9 protein-coding genes are annotated in these 14681 nt (G+C 57.1%); all 9 read right to left on the reverse strand.

Annotated features, from left to right (window positions below; genetic code table 11):
• Nucleotides 1-15: 15 nt before the first annotated feature.
• Nucleotides 16-2199, reverse strand: a complete 2184-nt coding sequence (locus FJ940_RS06310) for a hypothetical protein (protein ID WP_140655805.1) — start codon at nt 2197-2199, stop codon at nt 16-18.
• Between the two features lie 163 nt (nt 2200-2362).
• Nucleotides 2363-6115, reverse strand: coding sequence for a glycosyltransferase (locus tag FJ940_RS06315; RefSeq protein ID WP_210242378.1), 3753 nt, complete (start codon nt 6113-6115; stop codon nt 2363-2365).
• On the reverse strand, nt 6112-7500 hold the full coding sequence (locus FJ940_RS06320; protein ID WP_140559404.1) for a methyltransferase domain-containing protein: 1389 nt from the start codon (nt 7498-7500) through the stop codon (nt 6112-6114). The genes FJ940_RS06315 and FJ940_RS06320 overlap by 4 nt, the downstream gene beginning before the upstream one ends.
• Nucleotides 7497-8723, reverse strand: coding sequence for an ABC transporter ATP-binding protein (locus tag FJ940_RS06325; protein WP_140559405.1), 1227 nt, complete (start codon nt 8721-8723; stop codon nt 7497-7499). The genes FJ940_RS06320 and FJ940_RS06325 overlap by 4 nt, the downstream gene beginning before the upstream one ends.
• 2 nt (nt 8724-8725) lie before the next feature.
• Nucleotides 8726-9511, reverse strand: a complete 786-nt coding sequence (locus FJ940_RS06330; protein ID WP_140655808.1) for an ABC transporter permease — start codon at nt 9509-9511, stop codon at nt 8726-8728.
• Nucleotides 9512-9540: 29 nt separating this feature from the next.
• A complete protein-coding gene (locus FJ940_RS06335) occupies nt 9541-10482 on the reverse strand; it encodes a GDP-mannose 4,6-dehydratase (RefSeq protein ID WP_246672551.1) in 942 nt (313 codons plus the stop codon).
• A 34-nt stretch (nt 10483-10516) separates the two neighbouring features.
• The gene (gmd, locus tag FJ940_RS06340; protein ID WP_140514900.1) at nt 10517-11506 is read right to left on the reverse strand and encodes a GDP-mannose 4,6-dehydratase; all 990 of its coding nucleotides are present in this window, start codon (nt 11504-11506) and stop codon (nt 10517-10519) included.
• A gap of 56 nt (nt 11507-11562) precedes the next feature.
• Complete coding sequence (locus FJ940_RS06345; protein WP_140655811.1) at nt 11563-12978, reverse strand: mannose-1-phosphate guanylyltransferase/mannose-6-phosphate isomerase; 1416 nt, start codon at nt 12976-12978, stop codon at nt 11563-11565.
• A complete protein-coding gene (locus FJ940_RS06350) occupies nt 12975-14408 on the reverse strand; it encodes a phosphomannomutase (RefSeq protein WP_140655814.1) in 1434 nt (477 codons plus the stop codon). The genes FJ940_RS06345 and FJ940_RS06350 overlap by 4 nt, the downstream gene beginning before the upstream one ends.
• Nucleotides 14409-14681 lie beyond the last annotated feature (273 nt).

Below are 14681 nucleotides of genomic sequence, written 5' to 3' on the forward strand. Positions count from 1 at the left end.
CGACGATTGCATGCCTTATTTGACCACCGACAGGGATTGAAGAAGAACGCCGAGCGTTCGAGTATCGGGACTCCCGTAAGATGCAGGAGAACGCAACTGGTCAACGCGGAAATCCAACTGCCCATTCTTCGCCAAACCCGCTCGTGGAAGTTCGACGGAAATCCGACCAGATACGTTGCAGTAATTGTGACTTAACATCACTGTGGTTCCACTACTGATTTCGACTTCGGTGCAGGTATCTCCGGGCGCGAAAACCGAAAATGTAACGCTCAACCGCGCTCGGTCCGGAATGTCGGTCATGTCGACCAGGATTGATGCTTGCTTAACGCGAGACCATGTTCCGGCCGGTTCGGGCGGGTACCAGCTGCGTTCAACGAGATAGTTGCTGCCGATTTCCCCGCTCACGAAGCTCACTGGTTTGTCCAGATCTATTGGCGGTACCGTGTTCCAGACAGATAAGGTGCCCGCCGGATCGAGACCGTGAGCGAGCCGGATAACGGCGTAGTGCTTCATAAGGTCCGCATCATACCGATCCTCGGCATCGAGAGCTTTGGCGATGGGGGAGAGTTCTTGTTCACGCTCATTCGGGGCCGGCCAGTCGTGAGCCGACGACAGCAGATTAATGTATGGGAGAACGACGGCATCGGCCTTGCCGCTCTCAAGAAACGCCTTCACCTTCATCGCGAACTCAGGCGCCACTTTTCCCTGTTCAAAGCCGATCATCTCGTCGGGCCAGTTGCTCATGGCGGACATGAGGTTCTTGTCTCCCCCCACGTTATAGGTTCGGATGTCCAGCTCACTTGCGACGTAATTGACGAGAAAGTCATTGCCGTAAGGCAGAAATGCGACCGTCTCGCCCCTATGAAAGTGCGGTTTCCACGATGCCACCTCAGTAGTCATCTCGTTGACTATGTCTCGAAAGCGTCGGTATCCATGCAGCGGTGTGGGGCTAGGTATGTTGAGGACCAGCAGAACCACGATCAGAGCTGCTCTGGCATCCATCGATAACTTGCCGCTTGCCAGAGTCAGCACGAAGATAGCCCAGCACCCGAACATCCCGAGTGCGGTCCAGCGATAACTGGCTCGCATGGTCCTGAAGCCAGGCAGATATTGAGAAATCCATGCATTTCCGCTTTCGACCCATCCATATGAAGCAGGCATTAATTGGCTGGCGCCGTCAGGGCGGTAGGTCAGAAATTTCACTGTCGGCCCAAGCGCCATATAGAAACCGACGATCGCAAATAGACCGAAGATCAATAGAGGGAATCTTTTGTCTCTGAGCGTGAGCGCGCCGTAAAGTGCTACGATTACGATCCCGGCGCAGAATGTCGAAATGAACGTCGACGCATCTCCGAAATAGTCATGCTCCGGCCGCGCAATGCTAAGACCAAGCAGGTCCGGGATCGCCAACACGTTCGATGTTGGTACAAAGAAGAATTCGAGGCTCGCGCCCCACCCTCGGAAAAAATCAATAGGTTGCGCGCCGAAGTCTGAAATTCCCACATAGAAGGCGTAAGCGGCGTAGGATGCAGCAAATGCAAGAGCGATGATGAAGGCGCGGTAGAGAAGATCTGTCCTTAGATCGCGACGGCGTCTGATCAGCGCGCAGCCAAACATCAAAGCAGTGCCGGAGGCAAACATCATGAACGTATAGCCGTCCATAAACACGGCCACAAAGGTAGCAACAACAAAGCCAAGACACGACCATACAGAGAGGCGATCAATCGAAACCTTCATGGCCGTGAGATAATAGAACGGCAGTAGCGCAATCCCAAGCGCTACTGCGGAGTAGCCATTGTGCTGCCAGACAACCGGAAACGTGCACCATAACAAGGCGCTGAATAGCGATGCCGGTCGTCCAGCCCCGACTGATCTCGCAAACCAGAATGCCCCTGCAAAGGCGGTCGCAAGCCACATGGCGAACACCGCTGCATAGGCGTTAACTGCAGATATCCCGATTTTCAACAACACTGCCGCGGGAAGCGCCGCGGACAGCCCAAAGGATATAGCTGCCGGCTCCGGAATTCCAAAATTATGCGCGTACAGAGACCCGTAGTTTGCGAAAGACTTCGAAAAACCTATAAGCCAGAACAGCTGCAATGTAGTAGGGCTCATATAGCCCGGAATCGCTCCATTCGCGGCAAGGACCAGCGGAAGAAGGACAACTCCCGCCAGAAAGGTTCTCAGGCTGTTCGACATGCGCTCTTTGATCACTTTACTTTGGGATTGTCACCAGATGGCATGAAAGACCAGTCAGAGCAATGACATGGCAGTAGGCCACTAATCATCAATGCTGCTAGGTACTCGCTGCCGAACTCTTCTTTTTCGAAAAACCTGTTAATTGCGGAATGGTTGGGCTTGTTCAATTCGCTTTGAGAGCGACGGCTCCGCTTCGGCCGGAAGCCCCCCTGTCCTCAAGAATAAGGTCGAGCAACTGCCTCGCGCTCTGAGCCCAGGTTAGCCAGGGCATATTGTCAGATCGGGGATGTTGCCCCGATTTGAAGAGCGTCAGCCACTCGCAAATAGAGTCAGCCAGATCCGCACCGGCCGATCCTACGAAATAGTAAGCGTGGTCGCCGGCGACCTCCCGGAATACCGAAATGTCGCGGGCGATGATCGGTAGCTTGTGCTGCGCCGCCTCGATCAGCGGCAGGCCGAAACCTTCGCCCTCGGAAGCGGCGACAAGACAGGCCGAGGCGGCATAAAGGCGTTCCAGATATTCGTCACTTACACTATTAAGCCAGAATAGGCGTTTACCATTTTCAGGATGGAGCCGCATTCGGTCGGCTACTACCTCGGTCATCCATCCCTGGTTGCCGATAATCGCCAGGTTCACAGATACTCCCTTGCCCCACAAAATATCAAAGGCGTCGAGAACCTGACCATAGCCCTTGCGCGGCTCAATGGTGCCGACCATCAGAAAGGTTGGGGTGCTCGCAATAGCATCAAGGATGCCGATGGCACTGTCGGGCAAGCCTCTGGTCGGATTGGACCGGCCGATATCGGCACCTAGATGGAAATGGCCGATTTCAGGTTTTTTGCTACCGGGCGGGAACTCCGCGGCGAAGAATTCTTCAACGTCGTCGGTCACAGCCTTCGATATCGTGACTAACTGATCGGCGACGACCAATGAGTTTACGAGCCACGCTCGATGGGTGTCGCTTCCGCCTGCCGGCCACCACTCAGGGTGTAGAACCGGGAGAATATCATAGATCAGAAACACGATTTTAACGCCGAACAAACGCATTTGGTGGAATGCCGGTGCAGCTTCTGTCGAACGGGTATCAGGATTAAGATCCAGCCCCAGGAAAATGTCGCCGGCGCAGAAAGTAACGGGTTCGTCCTCGAAGGCGTTCTCATCCCCGCCAACGAATTGCGCAGTGTAGCGCTTCGCATGGAAAAACTGGCCACCGCTCAAAAAGACCGGCTCGATGCGAAAGTCCCTATTCGGATGCGCAAACCATTCGTTTAAGACAGACCGAACTACTCGCTGGATGCCGGTGCGTAGGTCGAAAGTCCGCAGGTAGGTGATATCGATGAAAAGAGAGGCCCGCTCGCGTGTGACGGCTATACTCATGGAGATATCCGCGGCCAGTTCGGTCGGCTCAAGACCGTAGCCGTCATGCTGCGCCAACGCATCAATCAGCCCGCCAACCCCAGCATGATTTTTATGATAGCATTTTTCAATTGCTTCAGCATATCGGTCGGCACAGAGACGCGGGGTGTGATTGGCAAGCAGATAGGCTCGACCTTGTCGTCCGAGGCGCTCCCTTTCGTCTGTACTCTCACTGAGGCCATCTAGGGCCTCGCTCAACTCGATTTGGCCGAACCGATCCTTCACTTTGCGAACCGCGCGATCGTCGAGTTCAGCCGCTGAGCCGTTAGCATTTACGATCGTCGGCAGGCCCGCAGCCAAGCAGTCGAGAATAGCGGCCGAAGTCTCACCCCGCGAATTGCCGCGCAACTGGACGGCCATGTCCGCAGCGGCAAGATAGTCCCTATAAGTTTCCCGATTCGTCCAACCTGTGATCGAGACACGTCGTCCCGCCCCGCTGCCCCGAATTGCCGCTCGCAAGGATGCGTCGAATTCGTTCGGCGGCGACTCTCCGACGAAGACCAGCCTGCTATTTTTCATGCGGCCGAGCCGGGACGCAGCCCAAGCGGTAAGCAACTGATCACCCAGCTTGGTCGCCGTCAACATGCCGAAACTACAGGTGACGAACTCGTCGGGTGGGATCGATAGCCGCTTTCGCGCAGCGCTGCGACTCGGCAGATCCACAGGTGCGCGGAGCAAGGGAACATAGGACCATCGGCGCGCTGCCTCTTCGCCATAGTGTTCGAGCGCCAACTGCCTGGAATAATGGGAATGAGCAATGATCCCAAGAGAGTCGCGGATCAGTTCGAAATTGCAGGGATACCTCCAGGCGGTCTCAGCCGTGTCGTTCACGTGAAAGCGGTGTCTCACCGCCTCGAAACCGTGACTTTCATAAAGGCTGCGGCTCCATGCTCCGGGTACACCGCCGGAAAACTCAAGATGAGATTGAATTCCACTCAGAAAAAAATCATGTAGGACTACCACACCGGGGATTTGCTTCAACAAACCAAACATTTCTCCATGAAATGGGGAGTTGCCAAAGTGGTACAGAACGCGGGCATAACGGTGGGCGTTTTCAGCGAACCATGCACTTGTGTAGACGCGGCTGTTCGCGTTCACCCATGGATCATCGACGTGAGGCTGGTCAACGATGACATCGATTTCGTAGTGGCGTGCAAGTTCCGGCAACAATTCTGCGCTGTAATCCGCGATTCCGCTGCGGCTAGGCGGCAGCGGCGACAGGTAGGCCAGCCTTGGTCGACCCCGCGGCGTTGCTGGCAATTGGGCTGAGAGGCTGCGCGTGACATGAAGCTTTTCCAGGGAATTCAGAGCGGTACACGAAGTGGCATCCCATGAAAAAAGCTCTGCGCGATCAATGGCGTTGCTGACGAGCGCCGATCGGAAGTCGGCATCGCTCAGCGCTTCCTCCATACGGGCTGCCATATCTGGCACAGAGAACGGATCGAACAGCGCCCGTTCGAAGCCTATCACCTCCGGCACGCTCGATCTATTCGCCCCGATCACAGGCGCGCCGCATTTCATGGCCTCGAGAAGGGGGAGGCCGAAACCTTCATGCCACGAAGGGAAAACGAAGAGCGCGCACAGATTATAAAGCGCGACGAGGTCGTTCTCGGGGATGAAACCGGTGAGCACGAGGCCGTCGTCGGGCACTCCCGCTAGTCTTGCCATTTCCTGCAGTTCAGCCCGGGTGCTCTCTTCGACGGAGCAGACGATGGCGAGCTGGTGGCTCTTTCTTAGCTTTCTTGGAAGTTTGCCGAAGGCTCGGATCAGAGCGGGTATATTCTTGCGATGATCTATACCGCCAGTATACATTACGAACGGACGCGTGAGCCTATATTTGCTGCGCAAGGTATACTCCTGCGCCGCTTCGATCTGCATCGGCCGGAAGTTATTGTCCACCGCGGCTGAAATAGAGACAGCTTCTTCGTCGGAAAAATTGAGCCACTGAATTGCTTCCCGTCGCGAGGACTTTGAGATGGCGAGAAGCAGATTCGAGCGGCGCAAATGATCGAGTTTTGATTCGTACCACGAAGCAACGGCCGGGTTGGCGAGATAAGGATCGCGGTTGAGGAGCGGGATCAGATCGAACAGAATGGTCGCCACAGGGGCCGAGTTGGGAAGCAGTCCGATACTTGTCACAGCATCGTCCACACAGCCTTCAAATAGGCTGGATACCACGATGACATCTGGTTCGAGCGAGGCGAGAAAGGCTTCGCGCAAAAGCTCGGCCGCTTTGCGCCGTCCGGTATATTCCGGATGTAGGCCTGCGACTGACGCGGGTGCTACCCAAGTTCGGATGTTGGCCGCTGGCAATAGGCCGGAAAAATGCGTACGAATATCCGCAGCGGAATCTGGGAAGGTGCCGTTCAGGGCAAGAACGATCTCGTGCTCGCCGCGATTGCGAACTACTCCCTCGACGAAAGCCATAACATAACGACCGATGCCGCGCTTCGCATTGGTCGCCTGCGCGCCCTGCATATCGATGATGACGCGCATCATAAACTCTGTCGTTTCATACCAATCGCGCGCTTCAATTGGGCATGAATTCGGCGCCCGTGTGCCGACAGTCCACGCAACGACGGGTCGATCCCCATCAATTCGGCGGAGGATGATCCTGGCGGTGGAGCGGTTATGGGCGCTCCGGTGAGTCCGCGAGATGCCGCGAATAGACGCGCATGGGCAAGCAGTGCCGGGTTGGCCCTCAGCCAATCGATAGTGCGGGTGCGCAAACGCGGATGCTTCAGGACAAACCGCATCGCTTGCGTAGCAAATGGCCGAAACAGGTGCTTCGCACTGCTGACCGCCGCCCGCTTTAAGCCTGCTGCCTCGGAATGGAGCCGCCCAAGAATCCACGTCAGACCGCGCCTCGCTACGCTCTTATTCAGCCTAGCGATTTCTGCATCCCGCTCGGCCATGTGCCGTCGGAGGCGGGCGACTTCGGCATCCCGCTCGGCTAGGGACCTACCGAGGGAAGCTAGCGTGTCGGTGAGCGCAGTCTGTCCTGCTCTCATTAACTCCGATTGGGAGGCGAGGCTTTCGGTCAATTGCTGAAGCTGATCCGTGGTGGAGGACATCATTCCCTTGACTGCTTCCGAGTTCCTGGCGATCTCGTCGTCAGCGGAATGCAACCAACCTTTTATTTGTTCTACATCGGCGGGCATTTGCTGTGACGCAGTTTTCACAAACGCCGCAAGTGACTTGAGTTCTCCTGCCGCTGGTCCATCACGCTTTCTTGCGAGACAGGAATAGTCGCGCGCCACTTCGAACATGAGGTGAACGCTGCTCTCCATCGGCCCCGCTTCGATCATGGGCGCACCATTCAGCCGCAGAATCGCGGTTTCTGAGAAGCCGGCCTGCTCCACAAGAAATTCGAGCAGGCTCGGGGGCAGTGGGCTCTTGTGGGTCGGGTCGAGATGGAAAGTATGTGTAGCGACCGAGATATTCTCCGGATTAGGCGTTTCCAGAATAAGCACGCCATCATCAGTCAACACTCTCAGGCACTCATCCAGCAACTCGATTAAATAATCGGTCGAAACATGCTCGACCATGTGGAAGGCCGAAATGATAGCCACGCTGTCGTCCGCTTGCCCTCGAAGATATTCGATTGCGTCCTGAGGCTCGATTCTCAGTCCACGATCGACGGCTCCCTGCGCCATGCTTTCGTTGAAATCCACACCCACGGCAGTCAGGCCCGCCTCCGTGAGGATCTCCAGCCATTCGCCGCGTCCGCAGCCAAGATCGATCGCTAGATTCGGCGCATCCTCTCTTGCAGTTAGCTGAGTCAGTAGAGGCAGATAGATTTTCTGCCGTTCCTTGACGAGTTCCCGCGGCCCGCGGAACCGGTCTTCGAAGGTCTTGTACAGTTCATCAAAGCTCTTTTTCATCGGATGATTTCGAACGTATGGTCGAGACGGCTCGTTCCGATAAAGAAAGGGTGACTGGAATTGACGACTTCGAAAACCTCAACGTTTTCTATCCAGTCGAAATTGCTGTCGACGTGAACGCCTCCGGTGTGAAGAGAAACCGAAAGACCATATGAGCCCGGACCGAGAGCGCAGGAAAGGCGCAGGCGACACTCGACCTTGTCTCCAGCCTCCAGGTTCGAAAGTGCCTGCTTCGTATGCCAGGTGTTGGTTCCCCAAACAACGTGACCAGCACGGTCTCTAAGCATGAAACCCACAACTAGCTCCGGGATTGCCTCTTTCGCAACAATACTGGCTCGGATTGTCAGGCTCTGCCCGGAAAGCGCACTCTTGACCGGGGCTCCGCTGTCGCTGTCGGTCAATTCTATCGACTCAACCGTCGCCGCCTTATTGCCGCTTCGGGTGTACAGCCATTGGCCTTTTTCGCGGCGCTGCTCCACGGTCAGCTTTTCGTTCTCTTTAGTCGCTATCAGGGCATTGTAATAATCGATCACCTCGTCAGGCGGCCCGTCCTTCAGCACATGCCCCTTATCCAGCAGAATGACCCGGTCGCATAATGGTCTCACATCGTCTAGATTGTGGGTGACCAGAATAATCGAGGTGCCTGCCGCCCTGAAGCTGCGTATCCGGTCGAAGCTCTTGTGCTGGAAATAGCTGTCGCCAACCGAAAGCACTTCGTCGACGATCAGCACCTCCGGTCGCTCCGCAGTGGCTAGCGCAAAGGCCAGGCGCGCCTGCATGCCGCTCGAATAGGTTCGAAGCGGCTGGTCGAAGAACTCGCCTATCTCGGCGAAGTCCTCGATGTGAGGCATGAGCTCGGTCAACCGTGCCTGCGAGAGACCCATCAGCCCGCCAGCATGGAAAGCGTTCTGCCGTCCGGTGAATTCGGGATTGAAGCCGAGCCCGAGTTCCAGAATGGCGCTGACGCGGCCGCCGACATGCGCCACGCCTTCGGTCGGGCGCACCGTGCCGGTGATCAATTTCAGAAGCGTGCTCTTGCCGGCGCCGTTCTGCCCGATGAGGCCAAGCGCCTCTCCGGCCGCAAGCGAAAACGAGATGTCCCTGACCGGCCAGAATTCCTCCGTTGGCTTGACCGGCGCACCGAACCAGCCCGCGAACCTTTCGAGGTTGCTCGCATAATTCGCATAGCGCTTCGACAGATGGCTGACGGAAAGCATGGTCATAGTCACAGCACGTCGATGAGTTCGGGGCTTGCACGCCGAAAGAAGACCATCGCAAAAGTCACGCTCACCAGACCCAGGACTGCCGGTATGATCAGGCTTTCCGGACTCGGCCAGCGGTTGAACAACAGCGCATCCTGGTAAAGCGCCACCAAGGGCGCGACCGGGTTGATATTCAACACGAAACTGTACTTCTCCGGCAAGACGTTGGCCGGATAGACGATCGGCGTCAGCCAGTACCATAGCTGAAGCACGATTGTCATGACCTGCGCGACATCTCGAATGAACACGTTCATTACGCCGAGGATCACGCCAAGGCCGAAGCCGATCGCCGCAATCAAGATGATCCCAATCGGCAGCAAGACCAAAGCACGGCCCGGAATATGCCCGAGGAAAATGAAGATGATAAAGAGCGCGATGAGCAGCAGCAGGTGATTGATCAGCGCCGTGCCCCCGACGATCACGGGAAGGCACAAACGCGGAAAGGCAATCTTCTTCATCACGGGTGCCTGCTCGATGAAGACGGTCATGCTGCGCATGAGAATCTCGCTGAACAGCGTCCATGCGGCCATGCCCGACAGGAGATAGATCGGGTAGGCGGCGGGACTGTCTGTGTCCGGAAGCCGTGCCTTGAGAACTTCCGAGAGAACGATCGAGAAGATGACTGCCTGCGCAAGCGGGTGAAGGATGAACCACAGGCCGCCCAAGCGCGACCGCACGAAACGCCCTTTTAGGTCGCCTCTGATGGAGGACATGATGAAATGGCGGTACTGCCATAGGCTTCGGAACATGTGATCGATCCTTTGCGCGCGTCTCGCAGTCAACGGGCGCTATATATCCGGTGCCAATACCCCAAAACGTCGCTGAGTGTCTGCTCGAATGGCACTAGAGGACTCCAATTCAGCTTGTCGCGTGCCTTTGAGGCATCACCCCATGCCGAGGAGATATCGTTTGGGCGAAATTTTTCGGGGTCTGTATGCACTTCGATATCGATGCCTGCCTGTGCGACAAGCATATCCAATATGTCGTGGATTCTTCGGGGCTGCCCGGATGCGATGTTGTAGACATGGTCCGGTCCGTCCTCCAGATCCATCGTCGCGGCGCTCGCATAGGCGCGCACCACGTCGCGAACATCGAGGAAGTCGCGCTCGGCTTCAAGATTGCCGACCTTAATGACCGGCTTGTTCTTGCCCGATGCGATCTCTGCAACTTGGCGTGCGAAGGCGGAGACAACATAGGCATCGGACTGGCCCGGGCCGGTATGGTTGAACGGGCGAAAGCGGATGGCGCGCAGACCGTCATATGCCATTTGCCCGATCATTAGGTCCGCGGCCGCTTTGGTGGCACCGTAGACGGTCATCGGCCGAAGCGGGGCACTCTCCGTCACCGGGCCGCGGGCGCTTTGGAAGGAAGCGCCGTACGCTTCCGAGCTGCCAACGTAAACGAACCGTGCCTGTGGCGCGTGGCGCATCACGGAATCGGCAAGATTCATCGTGCCTGTAACATTGACGTTCCAGGCATGTCGCGGCGCATTGCGTGCATCGGAAGGGGCGGCGACTGCTGCCAGATGGATAAGCGCGGTGGGCTGTACCTTCTGGACGGCCGTGTCGACCGCGTCCTGGTCCAGCAGATCGATCGGGTTTTGCCCTTCGCCGTGACCAAAAGCAAAAACCTCGCAGGAACCGTGCTCCCGCTCCAGCAACTGCAAGAGTGTCGTGCCGACGAACCCACTGGCCCCGGTTATCAGGATGCGATGCGTCAACGTGCCGATCATGTTGGCAAAGAGGGCTTTCCGATTACCCGCGGCTCGGCGGGTTGGTAAGGCGGTCGAGGTCCGCGTCCACCATTTCGCAGATCATTGCTTCCAGCGAGGTCGTCGCCTCCCATCCCAGCTTCTGCTTTGCCTTGGCGGGATTTCCGAGCAGAATTTCGACTTCGGCCGGTCTGAATAGGTCGGGATCGATCACAAGATGGTCATCCATCTTGAGCCCAACATGGTCGAATGCGATACGGCACATGTCGCGCACAGTTGTCGTCCTGCCTGTCGCAACCACGTAATCGTCCGGCTGGTCCTGCTGTACCATCAGCCACATGGCGCGGACATAGTCCTTGGAATGACCCCAGTCACGCTTGGCGTCGATGTTGCCGAGACGCAATTCCTTTGCCATGCCTTTCTTGATGCGCGCGACCGCATCCGTGACTTTGCGGGTGACGAACTCGATGCCGCGAAGCGGAGATTCATGATTGAACAGGATGCCGCTTGAGGCATGCAGGCCGAAACTTTCGCGATAATTGACCGTAATCCAGTGACCATAGAGCTTCGCCACCGCATAAGGGGAACGGGGGTAGAAAGGTGTGGTTTCCGATTGCATCGGCTCCTGGATAAGGCCGTACATTTCCGAGGATGATGCCTGATAGAAACGGGCCTCCGGCGATTCCAGGCGGATTGCCTCAAGAACATTGGTCACGCCTATGCCGGTAACGTTGCCCGTCAGGATCGGCTGCTGCCACGATGACTTGACGAAAGACTGGGCGGCAAGATTGTAGACTTCATCCGGCTTCACATCGCGCATTGTTCTAACCAGACCGGACAAATCCGTGAGGTTTCCGTCCACGATCCGAACGTCTTTCTCGATGCCGAGCCACTTCAGGCGCGTGGTGTTCACATCGGCAGTGCTTGAACGCCGTGCAAGTCCGTGAACCTCATACCCTTTGGCAAGCAGAAGCTCCGCCAGATAGGCGCCGTCCTGCCCGGTGATGCCGGTAATCAAAGCTGTCTTTTTCATCGATGTTCTCGGTTTATCCGGTGATTGGTCGCCCAGCACCGTGAGCCAATGGATTGTCAGGCGCGGCCGTATACGTCGTCAAAACGCACGATATCGTCCTCGCCGAGATAATCGCCGCTTTGCACTTCAATGATCACCAGGTCAATCCGGCCCGGGTTCTCCAGCCTGTGTTTATGACCGCAGGGGATGTAGGTCGACTCGTTTGTCGCCAGGAACAGCTCCTGGTCGCCGTTGACTATTTTCGCGGAGCCGCTGACCACGACCCAGTGCTCGGAGCGATGGTAGTGCATTTGCAGGCTCAAACGTCTGCCGGGTTTCACCTCGATGCGTTTGATTTTGAAGCGCTCGCCTTCCTCCAGAACCGTATAGGTGCCCCACGGCCTATGTACGGTGCTGTGGACCAAATGTGCCTCATGCCCGGAAGCCTTGAGGCCCTCGAACAACTTCTTGACGTCCTGAACGCGATCGCGGGAGGCGACAAGCAATGCGTCGGGAGAATCCACGATCACCAGATCGCTGACCCCGACCGTGCCGATGACGCGCTTGTCGGAACTTACATAGCTGCCGGTGGTGTCGACCATATGAACATCGCCGCGCAGCCTGTTGCCGCTTTCGTCAGGAGCGATCAAATCGGCCATCGCGTTCCAAGATCCGATGTCGTTCCAATCCATGTCGCAAGGAACCACGGCAAGATTGTTCGCCTTCTCCATAACCGCGTGATCGAGAGAGATTCGCGGAGCGGAGCCAAAATGCTCGGGCGCGAGTTCGATTTTGGCAAAGCCTTCGCCTTGACTGAATCGGCCGTTCTCATAACTGTCGGAAACCGCCTGGATCACTTCGGGGCAATGCAAAGCCATCTCGTCGAGCATGCGTTGCGCGCTGAAGCAGAATATCCCCGCGTTCCAGAAGAAGCGTTTGGATTCGACATAGGCTTTGGCTGTGTCGAGATCCGGTTTTTCAACGAAACGGACGACTTTCTCACCATCGGCTTCGATATAGCCGAACGCCGTGTCCGGCCTGGTTGGGCTGATGCCCAGTGTGGCAATCCGCCCCAGTTTTGCATATTCGATGGCGCGGCCCATAACGTCTAGAAATGCGGGCAGGTTGCCAATCATGTGATCGGCCGGGAAGACGCATAGAATCGCATCAGGGCCCTGCGTTGCCTTGGCATGGACAGTGGCTGCCGCCACGGCAGCGGCCGTATCCCGGCCTTCCGGCTCGAGCAGAAACGTACGTGGCAACACAACCGAATCCAGTTCGTCGAAGTCGTCCTTTGTAAGGAAAAGGTGGTCCCCGGACGTTACAGCCACGAGTTCCACCACTCCCTCAATCGACGCGGCGCGCAGCACTGTGTGCTGAATAAGCGAATGCCCGTCCGCCACTTTAAGAAAAGGCTTGGGGTGCGATTGCCTTGAGGCAGGCCATAGTCGCGATCCGGCTCCACCGCTGATGATGACGGGAACCACTTTCATGAAATGACCTCTGCTTCGTTTGTGGATGCGATCGCCAGCGCCCTGTCGAGCGTCAGCGCCACAATCGCTCTCGCTCTGCCTGGGTCTGCTGCCTCCGAATAACAGCGAAGTTCAGGCGCGTTGCCGGACGGCCGCAGATGGATGATCTCGCCAGTCAGCATTTGTGTCCTTAGGCCGTCGGTCTCGTCAACTTCAGCAACAGTCCCGAACGGGGCCAGAAACCGCTGCAGTGCAGGCCGATCCGCGAGCCGGCGCATCAAGCTGCGCGAACTCTCCACCGGGAAATTCTCAAGGCGTTCGCTTGCACAAGCCGGAAGATTCCACAACGCGCGCAGACCTGACAGCGATTTTCTTGTCGATGCGACCATCCCGAGGACAGCCAGGATGGGGAGCAGTGAATCCCGTGTCGGCAATGCCGTCAATGTCTTGCCGTGTAGCGAACAGTCCGACCCCAAGAGAACGCCACCATTGGCTTCAAAGCCCACAACGATTTTCCCGGGGCGGTGTGAGGCTTCCATGGCTTCGACAACAAAGGGAGATCCGACCTTCGTTCTCAGAACCGTAAAACCGAAGGCTTTCGAAATACCTGAATTCGAAGTCACGGGTGTCACCACGATGTCAGCCCGCAGGAACAGAGCCGTGGCGAGGCCGATCAGGTCGCCGCGAAACAGGTCACCATTCTCGTCGGCAATCAGTGGCCGATCAGCATCGGCATCGGTCGACACGATGGCGTCGAGGTGGAATTCCCGCGCCCAACCCTTGAACTTTGCAATTGTGGTTTCGTCAACGGCTTCGGTATCGACGGGTACGAAGGTCTCCGATTTCCCGACAGGTGTCACATCTGCGCCAAAGGATCGGAGAACCTCCACCAGAAGATCCGCCGCGACCGAACTGTGCTGATAGACGCCGAGCCTCAGGCCCGAAAGGGACCCAGGCTCCAAGATGTCATCGGCGCGCGCGCGATAGGCGGCGATCGCATTGTCGTGATGTCCCGGCAAAGCCGTACCTATTGGCGGCGGGGGGCAATAGGCGTCTAGCCGTTCGGCAGCATAGTGTGCCATAGCGGCTTCATCGGCCTTGGTGATCTCGCCCCGCGGGCTATAGAACTTGATGCCATTGCGGTCCGCAGGGATGTGCGAACCCGTAACCATGAGCGCCGCTGCGTCATGCTGCCCGGCATACAACGCCAAGGCTGGCGTTGGAATGGCACCGCAATCGATCGGTTGAAACCCACTTGCCGCCAAGGCAGCCATGCAGTTGGCGGCGATCGTCGGACTGCTATCGCGCAAGTCGCGACCAACGAACACCTTGGCCTTCGATCGGACCCCATCGGCAACGAGACGCCAAGCGAAAGCCTCCGTATAAAGGCCGCTGGGTTTCCCGACTAATTCTGAAGCCAACCCTCGCAGGCCACTTGATCCAAACTTCATCACTTCGCTTTGGCTGGTAAAGGGAAGACCGTCATATTGCAGCAGACTTGGCTGTCAACCGCAAAATCGCTTCGGGCGGTTCACCTTTCCTTCCAGCTATCCACACTGCATTCCCAGCCGCGTCGACAGGGTGAGAGCCGTCTGGCGTCAAGGACCGAGCGATGGCCTCACGATCGCGCTGCCGGCATTCTCGAACCGCTTGATATCTGCGGAACCATAGGCCATAGGTCGAGAGCAGACCGCACCAGGGCAAAGAGTAGTCAAGGATTGACC

This window comes from Mesorhizobium sp. B2-3-7, assembly GCF_006442695.1.
In the GTDB taxonomy this organism is placed as follows: domain Bacteria; phylum Pseudomonadota; class Alphaproteobacteria; order Rhizobiales; family Rhizobiaceae; genus Mesorhizobium.

Coding starts and splice junctions, on each gene's coding strand:
- FJ940_RS06320 (WP_140559404.1), bottom strand. CDS start 7,500: ATGAAAAAGAGCTTTGATGAACTGTACAAGACCTTCGAAGACCGGTTC.
- FJ940_RS06330 (WP_140655808.1), bottom strand. CDS start 9,511: ATGTTCCGAAGCCTATGGCAGTACCGCCATTTCATCATGTCCTCCATC.
- FJ940_RS06325 (WP_140559405.1), bottom strand. CDS start 8,723: ATGACCATGCTTTCCGTCAGCCATCTGTCGAAGCGCTATGCGAATTAT.
- FJ940_RS06315 (WP_210242378.1), bottom strand. CDS start 6,115: ATGATGCGCGTCATCATCGATATGCAGGGCGCGCAGGCGACCAATGCG.
- FJ940_RS06350 (WP_140655814.1), bottom strand. CDS start 14,408: ATGAAGTTTGGATCAAGTGGCCTGCGAGGGTTGGCTTCAGAATTAGTC.
- FJ940_RS06345 (WP_140655811.1), bottom strand. CDS start 12,978: ATGAAAGTGGTTCCCGTCATCATCAGCGGTGGAGCCGGATCGCGACTA.
- FJ940_RS06310 (WP_140655805.1), bottom strand. CDS start 2,199: ATGTCGAACAGCCTGAGAACCTTTCTGGCGGGAGTTGTCCTTCTTCCG.
- gmd (WP_140514900.1), bottom strand. CDS start 11,506: ATGAAAAAGACAGCTTTGATTACCGGCATCACCGGGCAGGACGGCGCC.